At 63.8% G+C, this 17931-nt stretch carries 21 protein-coding genes; 9 read left to right on the top strand and 12 right to left on the bottom strand.

The window, feature by feature from the left end; translation table 11 throughout:
- Positions 1-868 precede the first annotated feature (868 nt).
- The 7 genes from greA to IE158_RS09190 form a co-directional block, all read right to left on the bottom strand.
- Positions 869-1336 carry a transcription elongation factor GreA gene (gene greA, locus IE158_RS09220; protein WP_189643375.1) on the bottom strand — a complete coding sequence of 156 codons (468 nt, stop codon included), beginning with the start codon at positions 1334-1336 and terminating at the stop codon, positions 869-871.
- Between the two features lie 136 nt (positions 1337-1472).
- Positions 1473-2621 (bottom strand): type IV pilus twitching motility protein PilT, encoded by a 1149-nt coding sequence (locus tag IE158_RS09215; RefSeq protein WP_189643374.1) that lies wholly within the window; start codon positions 2619-2621, stop codon positions 1473-1475.
- 169 nt (positions 2622-2790) lie between these two features.
- A complete protein-coding gene (panC, locus tag IE158_RS09210) occupies positions 2791-3660 on the bottom strand; it encodes a pantoate--beta-alanine ligase (RefSeq protein ID WP_189643373.1) in 870 nt (289 codons plus the stop codon).
- Positions 3660-4028, bottom strand: a complete 369-nt coding sequence (locus tag IE158_RS09205; protein WP_189643372.1) for a phage holin family protein — start codon at positions 4026-4028, stop codon at positions 3660-3662. The genes panC and IE158_RS09205 overlap by 1 nt, the downstream gene beginning before the upstream one ends.
- 77 nt (positions 4029-4105) lie before the next feature.
- Positions 4106-5080 (bottom strand): tRNA glutamyl-Q(34) synthetase GluQRS, encoded by a 975-nt coding sequence (gene gluQRS / locus IE158_RS09200; RefSeq protein ID WP_189643371.1) that lies wholly within the window; start codon positions 5078-5080, stop codon positions 4106-4108.
- A complete protein-coding gene (locus IE158_RS09195; RefSeq protein ID WP_189643370.1) occupies positions 5081-5401 on the bottom strand; it encodes a hypothetical protein in 321 nt (106 codons plus the stop codon).
- A complete protein-coding gene (locus IE158_RS09190) occupies positions 5401-6012 on the bottom strand; it encodes a nucleotide-binding protein (RefSeq protein WP_189643369.1) in 612 nt (203 codons plus the stop codon). Before IE158_RS09190 ends, IE158_RS09195 begins: the two co-directional genes overlap by 1 nt.
- A 145-nt stretch (positions 6013-6157) precedes the next feature.
- Here IE158_RS09190 and IE158_RS09185 point away from each other — a divergent pair, with 145 nt between their 5' ends.
- On the top strand, positions 6158-6958 hold the full coding sequence (locus tag IE158_RS09185; RefSeq protein WP_189643378.1) for a PIG-L deacetylase family protein: 801 nt from the start codon (positions 6158-6160) through the stop codon (positions 6956-6958).
- Positions 6959-7038: 80 nt separating this feature from the next.
- On the opposite strand, the gene IE158_RS09180 is transcribed toward IE158_RS09185, so the two are convergent.
- The 3 genes from IE158_RS09180 to IE158_RS09170 are packed head-to-tail and all read right to left on the bottom strand — an operon-like array spanning position 7039 to position 8119.
- Positions 7039-7362 carry a roadblock/LC7 domain-containing protein gene (locus tag IE158_RS09180; RefSeq protein WP_189643368.1) on the bottom strand — a complete coding sequence of 108 codons (324 nt, stop codon included), beginning with the start codon at positions 7360-7362 and terminating at the stop codon, positions 7039-7041.
- A complete protein-coding gene (locus IE158_RS09175; protein WP_189643367.1) occupies positions 7359-7772 on the bottom strand; it encodes a roadblock/LC7 domain-containing protein in 414 nt (137 codons plus the stop codon). Before IE158_RS09175 ends, IE158_RS09180 begins: the two co-directional genes overlap by 4 nt.
- Complete coding sequence (locus IE158_RS09170) at positions 7772-8119, bottom strand: roadblock/LC7 domain-containing protein (protein WP_189643366.1); 348 nt, start codon at positions 8117-8119, stop codon at positions 7772-7774. The genes IE158_RS09175 and IE158_RS09170 overlap by 1 nt, the downstream gene beginning before the upstream one ends.
- A 343-nt stretch (positions 8120-8462) precedes the next feature.
- Here IE158_RS09170 and gyrA point away from each other — a divergent pair, with 343 nt between their 5' ends.
- From gyrA to glmM, 7 genes are all read left to right on the top strand, one after another.
- Entirely contained in the window at positions 8463-10889 is a 2427-nt protein-coding gene (gene gyrA / locus IE158_RS09165; RefSeq protein WP_189643365.1) for a DNA gyrase subunit A, read from the top strand.
- A 501-nt stretch (positions 10890-11390) separates the two neighbouring features.
- On the top strand, positions 11391-12029 hold the full coding sequence (locus IE158_RS09160) for a helix-turn-helix domain-containing protein (protein WP_189643364.1): 639 nt from the start codon (positions 11391-11393) through the stop codon (positions 12027-12029).
- A 205-nt stretch (positions 12030-12234) separates the two neighbouring features.
- Positions 12235-12654 (top strand): organic hydroperoxide resistance protein, encoded by a 420-nt coding sequence (locus IE158_RS09155; RefSeq protein WP_189643363.1) that lies wholly within the window; start codon positions 12235-12237, stop codon positions 12652-12654.
- Positions 12655-12801: 147 nt separating this feature from the next.
- Positions 12802-13041: a YgjV family protein gene (locus tag IE158_RS09150; RefSeq protein ID WP_229839030.1), complete on the top strand. Its 240-nt coding sequence runs from the start codon at positions 12802-12804 to the stop codon at positions 13039-13041.
- A 4-nt stretch (positions 13042-13045) separates the two neighbouring features.
- The gene (locus tag IE158_RS09145; protein WP_189643362.1) at positions 13046-13456 is read left to right on the top strand and encodes a 2Fe-2S iron-sulfur cluster-binding protein; all 411 of its coding nucleotides are present in this window, start codon (positions 13046-13048) and stop codon (positions 13454-13456) included.
- Positions 13457-13467: 11 nt separating this feature from the next.
- Positions 13468-14082 (top strand): DNA-3-methyladenine glycosylase, encoded by a 615-nt coding sequence (locus IE158_RS09140; protein ID WP_189643361.1) that lies wholly within the window; start codon positions 13468-13470, stop codon positions 14080-14082.
- Positions 14083-14208: 126 nt separating this feature from the next.
- Complete coding sequence (glmM, locus tag IE158_RS09135; RefSeq protein WP_189643360.1) at positions 14209-15546, top strand: phosphoglucosamine mutase; 1338 nt, start codon at positions 14209-14211, stop codon at positions 15544-15546.
- A gap of 61 nt (positions 15547-15607) precedes the next feature.
- Here glmM and IE158_RS09130 read toward each other — a convergent pair whose 3' ends face one another.
- On the bottom strand, positions 15608-16210 hold the full coding sequence (locus IE158_RS09130; RefSeq protein ID WP_189643359.1) for a DUF1572 family protein: 603 nt from the start codon (positions 16208-16210) through the stop codon (positions 15608-15610).
- Positions 16211-16235: 25 nt separating this feature from the next.
- A complete protein-coding gene (locus IE158_RS09125) occupies positions 16236-17030 on the bottom strand; it encodes a YdcF family protein (protein WP_189643358.1) in 795 nt (264 codons plus the stop codon).
- 61 nt (positions 17031-17091) lie between these two features.
- On the opposite strand from IE158_RS09125, the gene IE158_RS09120 reads away from it, so the two are divergent.
- Positions 17092-17928, top strand: a complete 837-nt coding sequence (locus IE158_RS09120; RefSeq protein WP_229839029.1) for an SDR family oxidoreductase — start codon at positions 17092-17094, stop codon at positions 17926-17928.
- Positions 17929-17931: the final 3 nt, after the last annotated feature.

Raw genomic sequence — 17931 nt, 5'->3', positions numbered from 1 at the left:
TGATGGGGCCGTCTGTTGGTTTTTGCCGTCTGGAACGAGGTCAAACTGAAGTTGTCACCTACTGAGGGCCTCGCGCTGTGAATCGTCTTCAGTCACCACGACAAAAGAATTCAGTAGGTAGGTGTTCGGGTCGGCTTTGGCGGTCTGACTCCCTAGAAGCTGACCATTGGAGGTCAATTTCTGGAGCACGGGCAGGCCCGCCTCACTGTACCCAGCTAAAGCCGTGTTGAGATAGACGTCCCCACGGGAATTGAGGGCCAACTGAGGTTTAGCATTAGCATATAAAGACGTGTATGCCAGCCGATATGAGCGTGGACCCGTCCAGGTGGGCAATGGCGAGGGCCCGGCAGATTGAGCTTGCAGGGTGGTCGGTACAGCCATAGTCGTCAGTGGTGGCAGCGTGACTTTGCGGCGGTCAATATCGGACTGTCCAGCAACCTCAAAACCCTGAACGGCCTGAGCCTGACCAGCAGGAGGCGGAGTCACACTGGCCGTACAACCGACCAGCAAGCCAGCGAGCAATAAGCCAGTCAATCCAGTCTGGATTCTCTTGGATTTATACATTTGCATCCTCCCGGTCACCCTATGAGGAAAATATGTGGGCGTGGTTTGAATATAAGCGTTCAGGAGTTTTTTACACCTTTGAGTCTTTCTTCACACCTTTCAGCAGGTCTGAGCTTTGTTTCTATGGTGGCCGAACTGTTAAGGATGCCAGGAGAAGTGATGAGCCGTGAAATTCCGCTCTTTCCTCCTGTGGAAGAGACACAGAATTCCGCGTCTCGAAGTGGTGCCTTAATCACAGCGAAGAGCCGCCGCCCGCAATAACGCCAGGGCGGCGACTCTTTCATCTCACTCGTTGCCTGACTCGTTATTCGTAGATGACTTCCAGCACCTCGAATTCCATGTCGCCCTTGGGACCAGGCACTTTGACTTTGGCTCCTTCACGCGCTCCAAGCAGGGCCTGACCGATGGGGCTGGCGTCGCTCACCTTGCCGGCCCGCACATCGGCCTCGAAGGTGCCTACCAGCTCAAAGGTGCGCTCGGTCTTGCCGCTGCGGACCTTGACTTTGGCCCCCAGCCCAGCGCCGCCTGCCGCGTCCTCTTCGACGATTACGGCGCGTTCCAGCTGGTCTTCCAGTTCACGGATACGGGCTTCGTTCTCGCTCTGCTCCATGCGGGCCTCGTCGTAGGCCGCGCTTTCGCGCAGGTCGCCGTCCTCAATGGCGCGGCCCATGTTTTCGCTGATCTGCTCACGGCGCGTGGTCTTGAGATGATGCAGCGTTTCTTTCAGGCGGTCATAGCCGCGCTGGGTAATCGAAATCTTGGGTCCTGTCATAGCACTCCACTATAGCGGGCCGCAGCCACCCCCTGAGACACACTCGGGCGGAGCAATGCCGCGCCCGGGCCCTGCACTCGCCAGGTCCAGGGCGCAGGCTGGGGCCCAAAGCATGACCCAAGGGGCAGCCGTGAGCTCAGCGCCGCCCAAAGGACGAGCCAGGCTTGCGGCCAAAGCCACTTTGGGTCAGCTCTGGCTCGCCCGTCTCTTCACCGAAGTCGGCTTTGGTGACCATCAGGCGGAACTCGTGCGGGCTAGTGGCCGCTTCCAGGCCCTCTTCCATGCTGATGACGCCCTGCATGTACAACTCGGCAAGGTGCTTGTCGAACGTGATCATGCCGCGCAGATTGTCTTCCAGCATGGCGTCTTTGATCAGCGGGGTCTTGTCCTCATCCTTGATGGACTCCACCACCAGCGGCGTGCCCAGCAGAATTTCGGTGCCCAGGGCCCGGCCCTCGCAGTCTGCCCGGCGCAGCAGGCGCTGCGACACGATACCGACCAGAGACTCAGCGAACAGCGTCCGGACCTCGTTGCGCTCGTGCGGCTGAAAAAAGTCAATGATGCGGTTGATGGTCCGCAGGGCGTCTTGGGTGTGCAGGGTGCTGAGCACCAGGTGTCCAGTCTGTGCCGCCGTCAGGGCTGCGTCGACCGTCTCCTTGTCACGCATCTCCCCAATCATGATCACGTCCGGGTCCTGGCGCATGGCGTACTTCAGGGCGGTGCGGAAATCACGGGTATCTACGCCCACCTCGCGCTGCACCACGATAGATTTGCGGTTGCGGTGCATGATCTCGATGGGATCTTCGATGGTAATGATGTGCTTGGCGTAAGTGCGGTTGATGTGGTCTACCACGCTGGCCAGGGTGGTGCTCTTGCCCGAGCCGGTGGGACCCGTCACCAGGATCAGGCCACGCGGGGACTCGGCCATGGTCCGCATCACGCCTTCGGGCAGGCCCAGCGACTCGAAGTCGGGAATCTGGTCACGCACTACCCGCATCACGATGCCCACCGACCCGCGCTGCCGGAAGGCATTAACCCGGAAACGCCCGTGACCGGGCAGGCTGTAGGCCGCGTCCAGCTCACTGCGGAACTCGAAATCTTCCCACTGCTCGGCGCTAAGCAGGGCCTGGGCATAGGCCGCCGTGTCATCAGGCCGCAGCACCTTGGAGCCGAACTGAACCAGCTCCCCGTGAACGCGGCCCATCGGAGGGCTTCCGGCTTGCAGGTGGACATCACTGGCACCGGCATTGATCATCTCTATCAGCAGCTCGTCTATTCGAATCATAGGACTCCTTGGGACCGCCCGGCTTTCTATGTGCAGGCGTTTACTTTTCAGTATGCCTGCACAGTCCTGACAACTTCACTTCCAGCATGTCCAGGACACAAAAAAACCAACCGAATCAATCTCCTCACAGCGTGCGGCGCGGCCAGGAGATTGGTCCTTCCACCGGGGGCTATTCCTGGGCAATCAAAGGCAAGTTATCGATCAAGCGCACACCATGCAGCCGCCCCGCAAAGACCAAGCGAGAGGCTGCGGCCTGGTCTGACGTCAGGTAGCCCTGGAGAGGTTCCAGCTCGGCGTCCAGCAGGTGCAGATAGTCCAGCTCCACTGGCTCCTCCATGAGGACGGCGCGGCCTGCTTGCAGCAACACCTGCGCGTCCCGCTCGCCGCCCGCGTAGGCCGCCTGAATGGTCCGCAGCGCCCGCGAAATCACGGCGGCCTGCACCTGCTGTTCGGCGCTGAGATAGCTGTTGCGGCTGCTCAGGGCCAGCCCGCTATCGGCGCGCACGGTGGGCACGCCAACCACTTCAGTGCTCAGAAACAGGTCGGCGGCCATGCGGCGCACCACCGCCAGTTGCTGCCAGTCCTTTTCTCCAAAGTAGATGCGGGTCGGCTGCACCAGTCCGATCAGCTTGAGCACGATGGTGGCGACACCATCAAAATGTCCGGGCCGCGAAGCTCCTTCGACCCGCGTACTCAGGCCAGCCACGCTGACCGAGGTGGCGTGCCCCACCGGATACATCTCCTGTGGCTGAGGATGAAACAGCAGCGCAGCCCCTGCTTCCTGCGCCACAGCCTGATCGCGGGCCAAGTCACGGGGATAAGCAGCCAAGTCGTCCGTCGGAGCAAACTGAGTGGGATTGACAAACACGCTCACCACCGTCAGGGCATTCTCGGCGGCCGAGCGACGAATCAGGGTGGCGTGTCCCTCGTGCAAGAAGCCCATGGTGGGCACCAGGCCTACACTCTGACCCTCAGCATGGGCCGCTGCCAGTACGCTCCGCAGTTCGGCGGGAGTCACGACTGTTTGGAGGTCCGCCATCAGCGGCGTTCCCCGCCTGTGCCCAGGGCACCGGTCACGGCGTTCAGCACCCAGGTCACCAGACTCAGCAGCAGGGCTCCCACCACGGCAGCCCCCAGACCGTCTACATCCAGCGCGGTGAACTGCGCGGTCAGCCACAGCATCAGCCCGTTGAGCACCAGAGCAAACAGGCCCAGCGTCAGCAGGGTGATCGGCAGTGAGAGCAACCCCAGCACTGGACGAATCAGGGCGTTGACCAGGCCCAGGACCAGAGCGGCCAGGGCAATGTCGAATGCACCAGCGCCAGGCGCGAAGTGAACGCCGCTGTACAGCTGGCTGACGGCATACAGGGCCAGCGCACTGACAATCAGATTCAGCAGAAAAGTCATGGGCGCAGCATAGCGCCGCTTCCGAGTGCAGCCGCCCGCCTCCAAGAAGCTCTGGGCACCGAAAAGGAGAGCCAGCGCTATGCCTGCCCCGCCCGAGGCTCCAGTCCGGCATACGTCCGCCAGAGCGGCAGCAATTCGGCGGCGCGGACCTGCGGCGGTACCTCCCAGCCCAGCGAGCGGGCCAAGTCTGCCAGCACGCGCTCTGGCGGCACGGTCCCCCCTTCGCGCAGGTCTCGCAGTGAAGGTGCGCCCCCCCGCTTGGCGAGACGTTCCCCCCGGTAGTCGGTCATCAGCGGCACATGCCAGTAGGCGGGCTGCGGATAGCCCAGCGCCTGCTGCAAGGCCACCTGCCGGGGAGTGGCTGGCCACAGGTCCGCGCCGCGCACCACGTCAGTCACACCCAGCGCGGCGTCATCCACCACCACAGCCAGATGGTAGGCGTAAGCACCATCACCCCGGAGCAGCACCGGGTCGCCCACCTCAGCGGGCAGGAACTGGCAGAGGAGCTCGCCACTCAGGCGGTCAGAGACGCACACTTCCTGCGGCGGCACCCGCCAACGCTGAGCTGCGGGGCGCGGTGAGCCAGAAGGCAGCGGACACTCGGCTCCTGGGTGCTCAGCTTCTGGGCGACCAGATGCCGGACGACTGAATTCTGGACGACCAAATTCTGGACGACAGGTGCCGGGATACACCAGCTCGGCCCCATGCGGCGCTCCCGCCGACGCCTCCACCGCCGCCTGAATGTCACGCCGGGTGCAGGTGCAGGGATAAGTTTCCAGCTGTGCCAGTGCTGCCGCGTACAGCTCCAGCCGCTCGGACTGGCGGTACTCCGCGTCCCAGTCCAGGCCCAGCCACTCCAGATCGCGGCGGGTCATGTCATAGGCCCAGGCCCGCACCCGGCCCGTGTCCAGGTCCTCAAAGCGCAGCAGATGCCTTGCGCCCAGAGCGCGGCTGTGCAGCCAGGCCAGCAGCGCCGTGCGAATATTGCCCAGATGGAGCGCCCCAGTGGGGCTGGGAGCGTAGCGGCCCACCGGAGTGGGAGCGGACCGCATCTAGTCCTCATTCTCCGGCAACTGCGCCGCATGCTCGGCCTGACGCTCCTGCAACCAGGCCAGCAGCAGATCATCCACCAGCTCGCTGAGGCTTTCGCCGCCTTCAGCTTTCAGCTCACGCCAGGCTGCCCTAATGGTTTCGCGGCGCACGTAAACCACCTCCACCTTGCCCTGGTCCAGCTGTTGCTCCTCAGCCCGGACGCGGCGTCGGTGGTCAGCTTTTTTATCGTCGCTGAGTGCCTTTTCTAGCTTCTTCGCCTTTTTGACGGCTTTCTTGGCGGCCTTCTTGTCGCCAGTGTCCAGGTAATCAAAGCGGGACATCAGATCACCTCACGCGACAGCGCCAGCAGGTCAGCCCAGGCCGCAGCCGAGCGTTCATCGCGCACGTCGCGGCATAGCACGCCCTGCTCGGCGGCCTTCTGGTAGGCGGCGTACTGGCGCACGGCGGTATTTGCCACGCGGATGCCCAGTTCGCGCAGGTCTTCGCGGGCCGTATCGGCGGCGTGGCCCACTGGGGGCACCCGGGTCAGCACGACCATGCTGCGGCGGGCCGCACCCGGCTCGGCTCCCAAAAAGCCCATCAGCTCCTGCGTGGCGTCCAGTTCCAGCGGCGAGACTCCACTGGGCACCAGAATCAGGTCGGCGCGGCCCGCCAGCTCGCGCAGATCGCGGCGGCGGGGCCGACCCTCCGTGTCAATGATGACGGCGTCCAGCCGCGCCAGGCGCTTGGGCTTTACATCATCTGGGTCCAGCACTGGAAAAGGCAGCCCCGGCCCACGCTGCTGCCAGCGCAGCGAACTGCCGACCCGCCCATCTTCATCAATCAGGGCCGTTTCCAGGCCGCGTTCGCTGAGCGCTCCGGCCAGGTGAACGGCCAGGGTACTTTTCCCCACGCCTCCTTTTTCAGACGTGACCGCAATGACTTTGGGCATAGGGGCAATCTACCCGAAGCGGGTCAGCTTTTGCCGCGGCGCAGCTGCGCTGAGGAGTACACTGCCCGGCATGACGACTGCTTTCTCTAGCCCCGCCACGTCCCTGGCAGATGTCCAGAATCTCAACGCCCACGGCGCACGCATCATGGCTATTTTTGCCCACCCCGACGACGAAGCCTTTGCTGTAGCTGGCACCCTGGCCGCGTACGCGCAGGCCGGAGCTGAGGTGACGCTGGTGTGCGCCACACGCGGCGAAGCGGGCAAAATCACCGACCCCAGCATGACCGTAGACGACCTCGGCCAGCAGCGTGAAGCCGAGCTGCGCGCCGCTTGCCAGGCCATCGGGATTCCAGCGCCCGTCTTTTTGAACTACCACGACTCAGGCCGCTTTGAGCGCACCCGGCATGACGATCCGCAAGCCCTGATGAATGTGGACGTGCTAGACATCGAAGACAAACTGCGCGCCCTGATTGAGCAGCGAAGGCCACATGTCCTGATCACCTTCGATCCACACGGCGGCTACGGCCATGTGGACCATCTCCAAATCCACCGGGCCAGCGTAGGCGCTTTTTTCTCGACGGGGCACCTGCCCTACGGCGGCCCGCAGCGGCTGTACTACACGGTCTTTTCGACCGACGTAGCCCGCCACCTGAACATGATGGACTCTGAGCGTGAGCTCGAACCCGAGCGCTACGGCATCAGCGAGGGCACCGCTGCCGTGCGCCTGGATGTATCGGCCTATGCCGCGCAAAAGAAGGCCGCCCTGGCCGCCCACGGCACCCAAATGGGACCGGGCAGCGCCCTGGGCCGGCTGTCGCCCGAACGCCGCGAGCAGTTCGAGGCGCAGATGGTCGACCAGGAGTGGTACTCGCTGGGCGGCACCCGCACCCCCATCAGCGCTTTTCCCCTGCCGGAGCTGCTCAGCGGGGTGGATACGGGCCGCTAAAGCAAGCGCAGCACAGCGGCGCAGGTAAATTTAAGGGCAGCTTATTCACTGAGGCTGCCCTCAACTCTTAAATCGGCCCTTTAGCTCAGGTTTTCCAGCGCCCGCCGCACGCCCAGGCGCACACGCCCCAGGCTGGACAGATCATCGAAGGCCACCGCCAGCACCTGCCCGCTCTGGCCGGGGGTCAGCAGAACAGGGCCGCCTTCCAGGTCCAGCAGCAGTTCGGTCCAGCCCTCAGCCTTCAGGGTGTGCTCCAGCGTCTGGACGATGGCGCGCGCGGGGGTCAGCAGACCAGCGGTGCCCTGTTCGTCTCCAGCCGAGGCCAGCACCTCGCCCTGCTCGCTGTACAGCGCCGCCGAGCGCAGGCCGCGTCCTTCCAGCAAAGTTTCCAGCGCAGCGCTCACAGCAGGCCACCTTCGGCACTGTTGGTACCAGCGCGGTCAGAGGCAGCAGGGACGGCGCTCACAGGGTCGGCAGAGGCAGGCAGCTGCTTGAGCACGTCTTCCATCAGGGCGGCGAGGTGCTGACGGGCCGCAGACGTGTCTACTCCGCGTGCCAGTGCAGCACCCAGCGTGTATTCCCCCTGAGCGAGCGCCACCACTTCCAGCGTGGGCGTGGTCAGGGCCAGACGTGAGACCTCGCCCACGCCCAGGCGGCGGCCCAAGCGGTCCAATGAGCCGCGCAGTGACGCCAACTCGGCGGCCAGCAGCTCAGCGCCCTCGCCCACGGCGGCCAGCGGCAACCCATCGGTGCCCAGCAGCGCCGCCGCCGACACGCCCGGCAGTTCCCGCAGGCTGTCCAGGCGCGGGGCCATCAGAGTTCACCCGCCAGCTGAGCGGCAGCGGCGCGGGCGTAGAGCCGGGCCTGGCCCAAGTTGGCGCGGCCATCCAGCGCCAGCAGCACGAAGAACTCGGCATTAATCGGCTGCACGAACACGCTCAGGCTCTCGCCCCGGATATACAGCTCGCGGGCCGCGCCGCCGCCCACCATGCTGTAAGCGTCACTCACCGCACGCATCAGGCCAGCGTGCTCCGCCACCAGCAGGTCCAGGCTCACGCCACTGACGCCGTGCCCCTCGACCAGCAGACCGTCCAACCCCCCGATGGCGGCGGCCCAGGCCCCGTCCACATCCGCTACCAGTTGTGTGAGTACAGTTAACATTGCTCATCATCATAATGAAATGGAGCTGTCACAGTTGTCACCTCTGAGCAGCAGCCCCAACTTTCTGGCCTCGGCACGCCACGTCCTCCACCCCGTAGCCTCAGCAGGCCAGGCGTCTATGGGGCGGTCAGCGGCAGGACAGGGGCGAAGTGCGCTAGACTACGTTTACGAGTTGAGGGCGAGCAATTACGCTACTGGCATAATTTAGAGCTTTTCGTTATACTATTACGGAATGACCGCCGCCTCCGGAGTTGCCGGAGCTGCGACTGGTGCCGCCTTCTTCCCCTTCAGGTGCTCTGACTCCGCCGTGGAGTAAGGGCCCTGGCCTAGAACTGGAGTTTGCATGACCGGAATCCAACCTGTGGACATTACGTCCGAAGTCAAGACCAATTTCATCAACTATGCCATGAACGTGATTGTGGACCGCGCACTGCCGGATGTGCGCGACGGCCTCAAGCCGGTGCAGCGCCGAATCATGTACGCCATGATGCTCGAAGGCCTTTACGCCAACCACAAGCACGCCAAGTCGGCGTCGGTGGTGGGCGAAGTGATGAAGAAGTACCACCCCCACGGCGACACCTCTATCTATGACGCCATGGTGCGCCTGGGCCAGTGGTGGAACATGCGCTACCCGATGGTGCATCCGCAGGGCAACTTCGGCTCGATTGATGGCGATCCGCCTGCCGCCATGCGGTACACCGAAGCCCGCATGACCAAGCTGGCCGAGGAACTGCTGGCCGACCTGGAAAAAGAAACCATCGTCATGAAGCCCAACTATGACGAAACCACCGAAGAACCCAGCGTGCTGCCGGCTGCCGTGCCCAACCTGCTGATCAACGGGGCTTCGGGCATTGCCGTGGGCATGGCGACCAACATCCCGCCGCACAACCTCACCGAAATCTGCAACGGGCTGCTGGCCTTGATTGACCAGCCAAACATGAACCTGCTGGAAATGATGGAGCATGTACAGGGGCCAGACTTCCCCACTGGCGGACGCATTTCCAAGCAGGGCATTCAGGACGCTTATACCACCGGACACGCCAGCCTCAAGGTGCGCGGCAAGGCCCGCATCGAGGACAAGAATAACCGCTCGCAGATCATCATTTCCGAGATTCCCTATCAGGTGAACAAGACCAACCTGATTCAGACCATCTCGGCCATGTACAAAGCGGGCAAGATTCCTGATATCTCGGCCCTGCGCGACGAATCGGACCGCAAGGAGCCGGTGCGTATCGTGATTGAGCTCAAGCGCGGCGCGATTCCTACCCTGGTGCTCAATCAGCTGTACAAGTACACCCAGCTCCAAAGCACCTTCACGGTCATCAATCTGAGCATCGTGAACGGCGAGCCGCGTGTGCTGCCCTTGATTGACACCATGCGCTACTTCCTGGAGCACCGCCGCGATGTGGTGACTCGCCGCACGCAGTACGAGCTGCGCAAAGCCGAAGAACGTGCCCACATCCTCGAAGGCCTGATCAAGGCACTGGGCCACATTGACGAAGTGATTGCCCTGATTCGCGCCAGCAACACCGGAGCCGAGGCCCGCGACGCGCTGATGGCCCGCTTCGAGCTGAGCGAGCCGCAGGCCCAGGCCATCTTGGACATGCGCCTGCAACGTCTGGTCGGCCTGGAGCGCGAGAAGCTGCAAGCCGAGTACGACGAATTGCAGACCCTGATTGGCAAGTTGCGTGCCATCCTGGGCGATGAAAAGCTGCTGTGGCGCGAGATCAAGAAGGAAATTCGTGACATCCGCGACCACTACGGCGATGAGCGCCGCTCGGTCATCACGGCCCTCGAAGAAGACATCTCCAAGGAAGACCTGATTGCCGTTGAGGACATGGTGATCACCATGACCGAGGCGGGCTACCTCAAGCGCACCACCCTGGACGCCTACCGCGCCCAGTCGCGTGGCGGGCGTGGCTCACGCGGTGGCAAGCTGCGCGAGGAAGATGTAAATACCCGCGTGTTTGTGGGCAGCACCCACGACTACATGCTGTTCTTCACGGATCAGGGCCGCCTGTTCCACGAGAAAATCTACGATCTGCCTGAAGCCGCCCGCGACGCCAAAGGCTCGCACATCCGCAACCTGCTGCCCTCGCTGCGCGATGACGAAAACATCGCATCTGTGCAGAGCATCCACGGCTTTGACGAAGAAGGCTCATTCGTGTTCGCCACCAAGAAGGGCATGGTCAAGCGCACCCTGATCACCGATTACGGCAACATCACCTCGGCGGGCCTGATTGCCATCAACCTGCAAGACGGTGACGAGCTGATCTCGGTGGGCATCGTCAAGAACGGCAGCGATATCGTGCTGGCGACCCGTGGCGGCAAAGCCATGCGCTTTGCCGCGGACGAGGTGCGTGACACTGGCCGCGCCACCCAGGGCGTGATTGGTATTCGCCTCAAGGGGGATGACCGTGTGGTGAGCATGGCGCTGGTGCCCGCCGACACCGAGAGTGAACTACTCGCCATCAGTGAGCACGGTCTGGGCAAGCGCACCCCGGTGAGTGATTACCCCAGCAAAGGACGCGGCGGCCAGGGCGTGATTACCCTGGACGTGACCGAGAAGACCGGCAAGCTGGTGACCCTGGCCCGTGTAGACGGCGGTGAGGAATTGATGGTGCTAACCCAGGGCGGCCTGGTCATCCGCACCCGCGTGGAAGAAGTTCGCGTGACTGGCCGCAACGCGCAGGGCGTGAAGGTCATCAATCTGTCCGACAAGGACTGCGTGATCAGCGCCTTCCCCATCCGCAAGGAAGACGAATTGTAAACGCTGTCAGCAACTGGGCCAAGACGCCTGGTGCACCAATGGAATGCAGTGGCAGAAGGTCCCCGGAGGTTGGGGGCCTTCCCTCTTTTGGCAATGAAGTGCTGGAGAGTTGGGCCGTTTGCAGTACGGCTCAACTCAGCATCATCGGCCACTTCATCTAAGGGACCTCATCCAAAGGGCGTCAAAAGGTAGGTGTGGCCCACAGCCGGGCCGGAAGACCGCCCAACAGTGCCGCTCACCGGAGCTTGACTTGTCCTTGATGAATGTCAGCACTGACACATTCTCCCCGGTCCCAGGACTAGGATGAGGGCGGGCGGGAAGTTCTGTATCCAGCAGAATTAATGTGCCATGAAGCTCCATTCGCGCAACAAAAGTGTTTACAAAATTGTGACGTAGGTGTACACTGTGGTCAGTGATAGGAATGATTCCTGATTGGCTCACGCTGCCAGGAAATATCCTTCTCCCAAACCCTTCTTTCAAGTGGTGTCGCAGGAGGCATCTATGACTCAATTGACTCACAACCAAGACCTTTCCGAAACCAAAGCCCTCAGCGAGAACTATGTGGACACGGTGACCCACCGTCCCGGCTCAGTGATTCTGTACCCTGGCTCCAGCGATATGCTGTACCGCGTTCAGAGCGGTCTGATCCGTATTCACACCATGGACGACGACGGCAACGGCCTGACCCTGCGCTATGTGAAACCCGGCGAATACTTCGGTGAAGAAGCCCTCAGTGGCACCGAGCGCGCCTACTTTGCCGAAGCGGTGACCGACTCGGCAGTAGACGTGATCAACCCGGCGCTGATGAGCAGCGAAGACAACCTGATGGTGACCGGCCACCTGGTCCGCACCCTGGAGCGCGCCTATGAAAGCATCTTCCGGCTGGTGGGCAAGCGCCTGCGCGCCCGCATCGCCGCCGAGCTGCTGGAACTCAAGGACACCGCACTGGCCACCCAACTGGACAGCGGCGAAACCATGATTTACGCCACTCACGATGAGCTGGCTGCCGCCGTGGGCAGCGTGCGCGAAACCGTAACCAAAGTGGTGGGCGAACTCAGCCGCGACGGTGTGATCAGCGCTGGTTACGGCAAGATCACCCTCAAGGATGAAGCAGCCCTGGCCGAGATTGCCGCCAGCTGACCGCCCAGCATTCCCTGACCGCCCGGCCTGAACGCTGGGCGGTTTTGCTGTGTTTTCTTCAGCCGTAGCTGTGTTCTCTTTGGCCGTGGCAGGTTAGGAACCTCGCTTCCTAGCATCCGCCAGACGCCTGCGCCGCTCCCCACCTTGTGGTTCCTTTCGGGTTGCTGTCACCCTTGCCCCTCCCTCCAGCCGCTAAACTCGCCTTATGGCTAACCTTTACGAGACGACGGTCAAGACCCAGGGTGCCCGCAGCGGCACCATTCAGAGCGAAGACGGGCGCTTGAAGCTGGACCTCAGCGTACCCGGAGCGCTGGGCGGCGACGACGGCCAGGGCACCAACCCCGAGCAGCTGTTTGCGGCTGGCTACGGCGCTTGCTTCCAGGGAGCGATGGGGCTGGTCGCCCGCCGCCAGGGCCTGACCCTGCCTGAAGACAGCTCTATCACGGCCACCGTCGGCATGGAAAAAGACGACGTGTCCTTTGTGCTGAATGCCCACCTGGTGGGCCGCTTCCCTGGCATGGACCGTGAGCAGGCCCAGAAGCTGATGGAAGAAACCCTAGACGTATGCCCCTATTCCCGCGCCACCAAGGGCAATATGCAGACCACCGTCAGCGTAGCCGACTGAGCCGTAGCCCCATTTAGGACCGGGCCACACGCCCTGACACAAAGAGGCACCCCCTGCGGGGTGCTTTTTCGTGTGCTTTAGCTGCAGGACATTCCATGTTGCGCAGAGATGCGGGGTGGCGCTGGCCGCGTGCCCTACAGTAACGGGATGTTTCTGAATCTGCCCTTGTCCGAGTGGTTGGGTTACGCCGCATCCGTATTTGTGGGCATCTCGCTGCTGATGGGCGATATGCACCGGCTGCGGGTGATCAACCTGATCGGCTGCGTCCTGTTCACGGTCTATGGGCTGATGATCGGGGCCTACCCTGTGGCCGCCATGAATCTGTTCGGCGCTGGCGTGAACATCTATCATCTGCTGCGGTTACGGAGCGCCAAAGACGTATCCTGACCCCATGACCGAACCCGTGATTGCCCAGCAAGAAGCCCAGCCCATCACCATGACCGTGGAGGGATTTGGCGAACTGGAAGCCCTGAGCGGCGAGCGCCTGACCGTGGCCCTGGAGCGCGGCGGCGTGGATATCCTGCACCGCTGCGGCGGGGTCGCCAAGTGCACCACCTGCCGAGTGGAGTTTCTGGAAGGCGAACCGGACGAAATGACGCTGGCGGAATATGACAAATTGACCGAAAAAGACCTGCTGAACGTGGCCCGGCTCTCCTGCCAGATTCGCTGCACCGAGGGCATGAGCCTGCGCGTGCTGCAAACCGAGGGCAGCAGTGGCCTGGAGCGCGGCAAAGCGGTCAGCGAGGACATTCAGCCTGAGCCGCAGTGGACGGTGCGCCCTGGGGCCAGCACCGAGGGCTAAAGCTTTTGCCGATGCTCTCCCCCGACTTTTTTGCCCGCGACCCGGTGGCCGTGGCCCGCGAGCTGCTGGGCGCAACGCTGGTTTGTATAGACCGCTACGGCGAGCGCATGAGCGGCCAGGTCGTAGAAACCGAAGCCTACGACTGCCCACGCGACCCGGCCTGCACTGCCGGGCGCTTTCACGCGGCCCGCAGCGCCGAGATGAGCATTGCGCCGGGGCACTGGCTGTTCTGGGCGGCACATGGGCATCCACTCTTGCAGGTGAGCTGCCGCGAAGAAGGGGTCAGCGCCAGCGTGCTGATTCGGGCGCTGGAACCGCAAGACGGCGTAGGCCAGATGCTGCTCCACCGCCCGGTGACCCGCGAGCGCGACCTGACCAACGGCCCCGCCAAGCTCGTGTACGCCCTGGGCATTCAGTCGCAGTCGGTAGCGCAGACTCCGGTCAACCGCCCGGACCTGCACCTGGACTGGACAGCTCCACTGCCGCCGGAGCAGGTACAGGTCACGGCGCGGGTTGGTATCAAAGAAGGCCGCAATCTGCCCTGGCGCTTCGTGCTGCGCGGGAGCAGTTGGGTCTCGCCGGGCGTGCCCAGCATGGAGCTGGCGGCAGCGGACCTGCACCCGTAGGGCGGCCCCGACCTGCGGCTATAGCCCGAGCCAAAAGCCAGCGGAACCGGGCGAGGCCGCAATTCACAAGCAGGGTTCATCCGGGCCTACCGCCGGGTCAGCAGGGAAGCAGGTATCATCTCCCCCATGAGTGAACGGAAATATTTCGGCACCGATGGAGTGCGCTCGGTGGCGGGCCTGGCCCCACTGACCGCCGACTGGGTTCTCAAATTGGGACAGGCCGCCGGTGAAGTTCTCAACCGCCGCGCAGGCAAACGCGCCACCGTTGTGATCGGCAAAGATACCCGTCAGAGCGGCGATATGCTGGCCGCCGCGCTGGCTGCTGGACTGACCAGCCGGGGCGTCAGCGTGATTCACCTCGGCGTGCTGCCCACGCCCGGCGTAAGCTACCTGACCCGCTACCTCAATGCCGACGCAGGCGTGGTCATCAGCGCCTCGCACAACCCGGCAGCGGACAACGGCATCAAGTTCTTCGGGTTCGACGGCGAGAAACTGCTGGACGCCACCGAACTGGAAATTGAGGCCATGATTGACGGAGTGGGTGAGCTGGACCCCATTACCGGCGTGGAAATGGGCAGCGTGACCAACTACGCCGAGGCCGAGCGCATCTACCTGAACTTTCTGCGTGAGCATGCCCCGGACCTGTCGGGCCTCAAGATTGCGCTGGACTGCGCCAACGGAGCCGCCTACCGCATTGCGCCCAAGGTGTTCCAGGCGGCGGGAGCGGACATCTTTGCCATCTATACCACCCCTGATGGCCGCAACATCAACCGGGGCTGCGGCTCGACCCACATGGACCACCTGCGTCTGATTGTGGCCGAGGGCGAGTACGACCTGGGCATTGCCTTTGACGGCGACGCGGACCGCGCCCTGATGGTGGACTCACGCGGCAACCTGATTCACGGCGACCACATGCTGCTGCTCAATGCCCGCGCCCGCCGCGAGGAGAGCGTGGTGGCAACCATCATGACCAACATGGCGCTGGAAGTGAAGCTGCGCGAGGAAGCCAAAGTGCTGGAGCGCACTGCGGTAGGGGACCGCTACGTCCACGAGCGCCTGAAGTCCAAAGGCCTAAGCCTGGGCGGCGAGCAAAGCGGCCACATGCTATTCCTGGACATTGCCCCAACCGGCGACGGCGTGCTGACCGCGCTGCTGACCCTTGCCAGCATGAAGGGACTGGGAACCACCCTGGACGCCCTGTTCGACGAGCTGGTGATGTTCCCCCAGACGCTGATCAACGTGCCGGTGGCCGACAAGAAAGCGATTGCCCGCGATACGCAGGTCCAGGCTGCCGTGAGCGAAGCCGAGGCGGCGCTGTCGGGCCGTGGCCGGGTCAATCTGCGGCCCTCGGGTACCGAGCAACTGATCCGCGTGATGGTAGAAGGCCCAGATCACGGCGAGATCATGGACGTGGCCGAACGACTGGCAGGCGTGGTCCGCCAGCGGGGCGGCGCGGCAAGCTGACTGCAGAACTGGTAGCGCAGGCGGGGAGGGCGAACACGAAACAGCTGTTCGCCCTACTTGCCTACTTTTGCCCGTCCCCAGACACCCCAAATCTGCTGGCCAAGTCGTGGTTGTGGGCCTGCGATCCCCCACGCGGAATGCTGGCGGTCTGCCACTCGCTGCCCCGCAGTGACTTGGCCAGCATCACCAGCTGATAGACGTGGCCGCTGTTGTGCAGCAGTTGGCGCTGCAACGCACCCAGCACGGTATGTGGCTCGCCGCGAATGGTCAGCTGCCCGCTCAGGTCCTGTGGCCGCAGGGCCGCCAGCGCCTCTTCAAAGATGGTCCAGGCCCGGTCCCAAAGCTCGCGTAGCTGAGCCGGGTCCAGGTCCTGATCCACGAACTCGCTGTCACGGTTACGGTCTGGGGATTCCCCATCCACACCGGGGCGGTAGCCAGCGCGAAATAATCCCCAGCGCGACTGCATGTTCCCGGCCAGATGCTGCACCAGCACGGCGACGGAGTTGTCGCCCGCTGTGTGGACGCGGTGCCAGTCGCCCGGCTCCAGCTGGGCCAGGGCCTTCTCTCCCAGGCGGCGGGTCTGTGCTGAGCGCTCCCGTGCGTCGTCCAGATACAGCTGACCCAAGTCGCTGCCGGGCAGGCCGGATGGTACTGAGGTGTCCATAGCTAAGTCTGGCACCTCCAGCGCTTCAGTGCAGCAGCCATGCCTTGACCCGCGAGAGCCCTTCGTAGAGCACCACGTTCAGCCCCGCCAGACGGCCCTGCGCCGTTTCTCCACTGAGCGAAAAGCGCCATTCCTCAGCTGGGACGCTGCGCACCTCGGCCTTCAGCTCGCGCCGAAACAGCGCAGCGGCGCGGGCCGAGTGCGAAGGACTGGTGACCAGCAGTACCCGTGTCCAGCTGTGTTCGGCCTCTAGCCGGGCGGCGCGGCGGGCCTCATCGGCGGTATCGGTCACGTTCTGTAGGGTCAGAATGCGTGGGGGAGAATCGAACCAACGGCGCACCTGAGCGGCTTGCAGGTCCGACATGCGCGGGCACTCGGGCGGGGTTAGAACGTCTGACTGCGAGCTGAACACCAGGGTGTCCGCGTAACCTGCCCGCCACAGGTCTAGGCCCCGGCTCAGGCGGGCGGCGCTGGCCGGTTCCAGTGTGCCTTCGGCGCAGCTGAGCCCCCCGCCCAGCACGATGATGGCGTCAGCGGGGGCGGGGGCCTGGGCTTCGGTCAGCGCACTGAGGGTGCGGGGCACCAGCGGGGTAAACAGCGCCGCCGCGTACAGCAGTGCCAGCGCACCCAAGCCGGTCCAGAGCGCCGCGCGGCCCGGCGGCCACAGCGCCAGCAGTGGCGACAGGCCCACCAGCAGCAGCGCTCCCAGCCAGCCGAACCCCCGGTAGCCGATGCTCACCCCCGCAGCCGCGAGCAGTGCCCCAGCCAGCAGGCCGAACGCCAGCGCCTGAGCACGCGGTGTGGAGAGAAAGCGCTGCATCACCGCTCAGCATAACGGCCATCACCGCTGCCGGGCGCGCGGGGCCTCTATGCTGCTGAACATGACCCGACACGCTCCGCTGAATGGCCGCACTATCCTGATTACCGGAGCCACCGAGGGCATCGGCAAAGCCACCGCCGCCGAACTGGCCCGGCGCGGAGCCCGCGTACTGCTGCTGGGCCGCAGCCCGCAGAAGCTGGCCGCTACCGCGCAGGAGATTGGCGCCGCAGGAACCTACCGCGCCGACCTCAGCGAATTGGCAGAGGTGGCGCTCATTGCCGATGAGATTCGGCGCACCGAACCCCAAATTGACGTGCTGATCAACAATGCAGGCGGCATCTTTGGCACCCGCCAGGAAACCCGCGAAGGCATCGAGATGACCTGGGCGCTGAACGTCCTCTCCCCCTTCATACTGACCCGCGACCTGCTCCCGGCGCTGCGGGCAAGCACAGACCCACGCGTGATCACAGTGGCGTCGGACGCCCACCGCCTGGCGCGGCTGAACCTGAGCGACCCGGAATTCAGGCGCGGGTACGGAGGCTGGCCCGCCTACAACGCTTCTAAGCTGGCGAACGTGCTGTTTGGCCGCGAGCTGGCCCGCCGGGAAGCCTGGCTGGTTTCGGCGTCCCTGCATCCTGGTATGGTCCGCAGCAGCTTCAATGCCAACAACAGCGGCCTACAAGCGGCACTGTGGAAAGTAATGAACCTGTTCGCCATTTCTCCCGAAGAAGGAGCGCAGACCAGTGTGTTGGTGGCCAGCCAGCCGGAGCTGGGCGTGAGCGGCGGCTACTGGGCCCAGTCCCACCTGACTGCTCCTGCACCCGCCGCCCTGGACGACGGCTTGGCGCTGGACCTGTGGGACACCTGCGAGGACTATCTGCGCCGCCTGGGGCTGTAACCC

The sequence above is a fragment of the Deinococcus piscis genome (assembly GCF_014653275.1).
In the GTDB taxonomy this organism is placed as follows: Bacteria; Deinococcota; Deinococci; order Deinococcales; family Deinococcaceae; genus Deinococcus; species Deinococcus piscis.
The sequence above is the reverse complement of the archived record's forward strand: the minus strand, read 5'-3'. Positions and strand labels throughout refer to the sequence as shown.

Bases quoted from the DNA above. Each gene is read 5' to 3' on its own strand.
- IE158_RS09120 (WP_229839029.1), top strand. From the start codon at position 17,092: ATGACCCGACACGCTCCGCTGAATGGCCGCACTATCCTGATTACCGGA.
- IE158_RS09190 (WP_189643369.1), bottom strand. From the start codon at position 6,012: ATGCCCAAAGTCATTGCGGTCACGTCTGAAAAAGGAGGCGTGGGGAAA.
- IE158_RS09195 (WP_189643370.1), bottom strand. From the start codon at position 5,401: ATGTCCCGCTTTGATTACCTGGACACTGGCGACAAGAAGGCCGCCAAG.
- IE158_RS09185 (WP_189643378.1), top strand. From the start codon at position 6,158: ATGGCTATTTTTGCCCACCCCGACGACGAAGCCTTTGCTGTAGCTGGC.
- IE158_RS09205 (WP_189643372.1), bottom strand. From the start codon at position 4,028: ATGACTTTTCTGCTGAATCTGATTGTCAGTGCGCTGGCCCTGTATGCC.
- IE158_RS09160 (WP_189643364.1), top strand. From the start codon at position 11,391: ATGACTCAATTGACTCACAACCAAGACCTTTCCGAAACCAAAGCCCTC.
- IE158_RS09145 (WP_189643362.1), top strand. From the start codon at position 13,046: ATGACCGAACCCGTGATTGCCCAGCAAGAAGCCCAGCCCATCACCATG.
- gyrA (WP_189643365.1), top strand. From the start codon at position 8,463: ATGACCGGAATCCAACCTGTGGACATTACGTCCGAAGTCAAGACCAAT.
- IE158_RS09125 (WP_189643358.1), bottom strand. From the start codon at position 17,030: ATGCAGCGCTTTCTCTCCACACCGCGTGCTCAGGCGCTGGCGTTCGGC.
- panC (WP_189643373.1), bottom strand. From the start codon at position 3,660: ATGGCGGACCTCCAAACAGTCGTGACTCCCGCCGAACTGCGGAGCGTA.
- IE158_RS09140 (WP_189643361.1), top strand. From the start codon at position 13,468: ATGCTCTCCCCCGACTTTTTTGCCCGCGACCCGGTGGCCGTGGCCCGC.
- IE158_RS09170 (WP_189643366.1), bottom strand. From the start codon at position 8,119: ATGTTAACTGTACTCACACAACTGGTAGCGGATGTGGACGGGGCCTGG.
- IE158_RS09175 (WP_189643367.1), bottom strand. From the start codon at position 7,772: ATGGCCCCGCGCCTGGACAGCCTGCGGGAACTGCCGGGCGTGTCGGCG.
- IE158_RS09150 (WP_229839030.1), top strand. From the start codon at position 12,802: ATGTTTCTGAATCTGCCCTTGTCCGAGTGGTTGGGTTACGCCGCATCC.
- IE158_RS09155 (WP_189643363.1), top strand. From the start codon at position 12,235: ATGGCTAACCTTTACGAGACGACGGTCAAGACCCAGGGTGCCCGCAGC.
- greA (WP_189643375.1), bottom strand. From the start codon at position 1,336: ATGACAGGACCCAAGATTTCGATTACCCAGCGCGGCTATGACCGCCTG.
- glmM (WP_189643360.1), top strand. From the start codon at position 14,209: ATGAGTGAACGGAAATATTTCGGCACCGATGGAGTGCGCTCGGTGGCG.
- IE158_RS09130 (WP_189643359.1), bottom strand. From the start codon at position 16,210: ATGGACACCTCAGTACCATCCGGCCTGCCCGGCAGCGACTTGGGTCAG.
- IE158_RS09215 (WP_189643374.1), bottom strand. From the start codon at position 2,621: ATGATTCGAATAGACGAGCTGCTGATAGAGATGATCAATGCCGGTGCC.
- gluQRS (WP_189643371.1), bottom strand. From the start codon at position 5,080: ATGCGGTCCGCTCCCACTCCGGTGGGCCGCTACGCTCCCAGCCCCACT.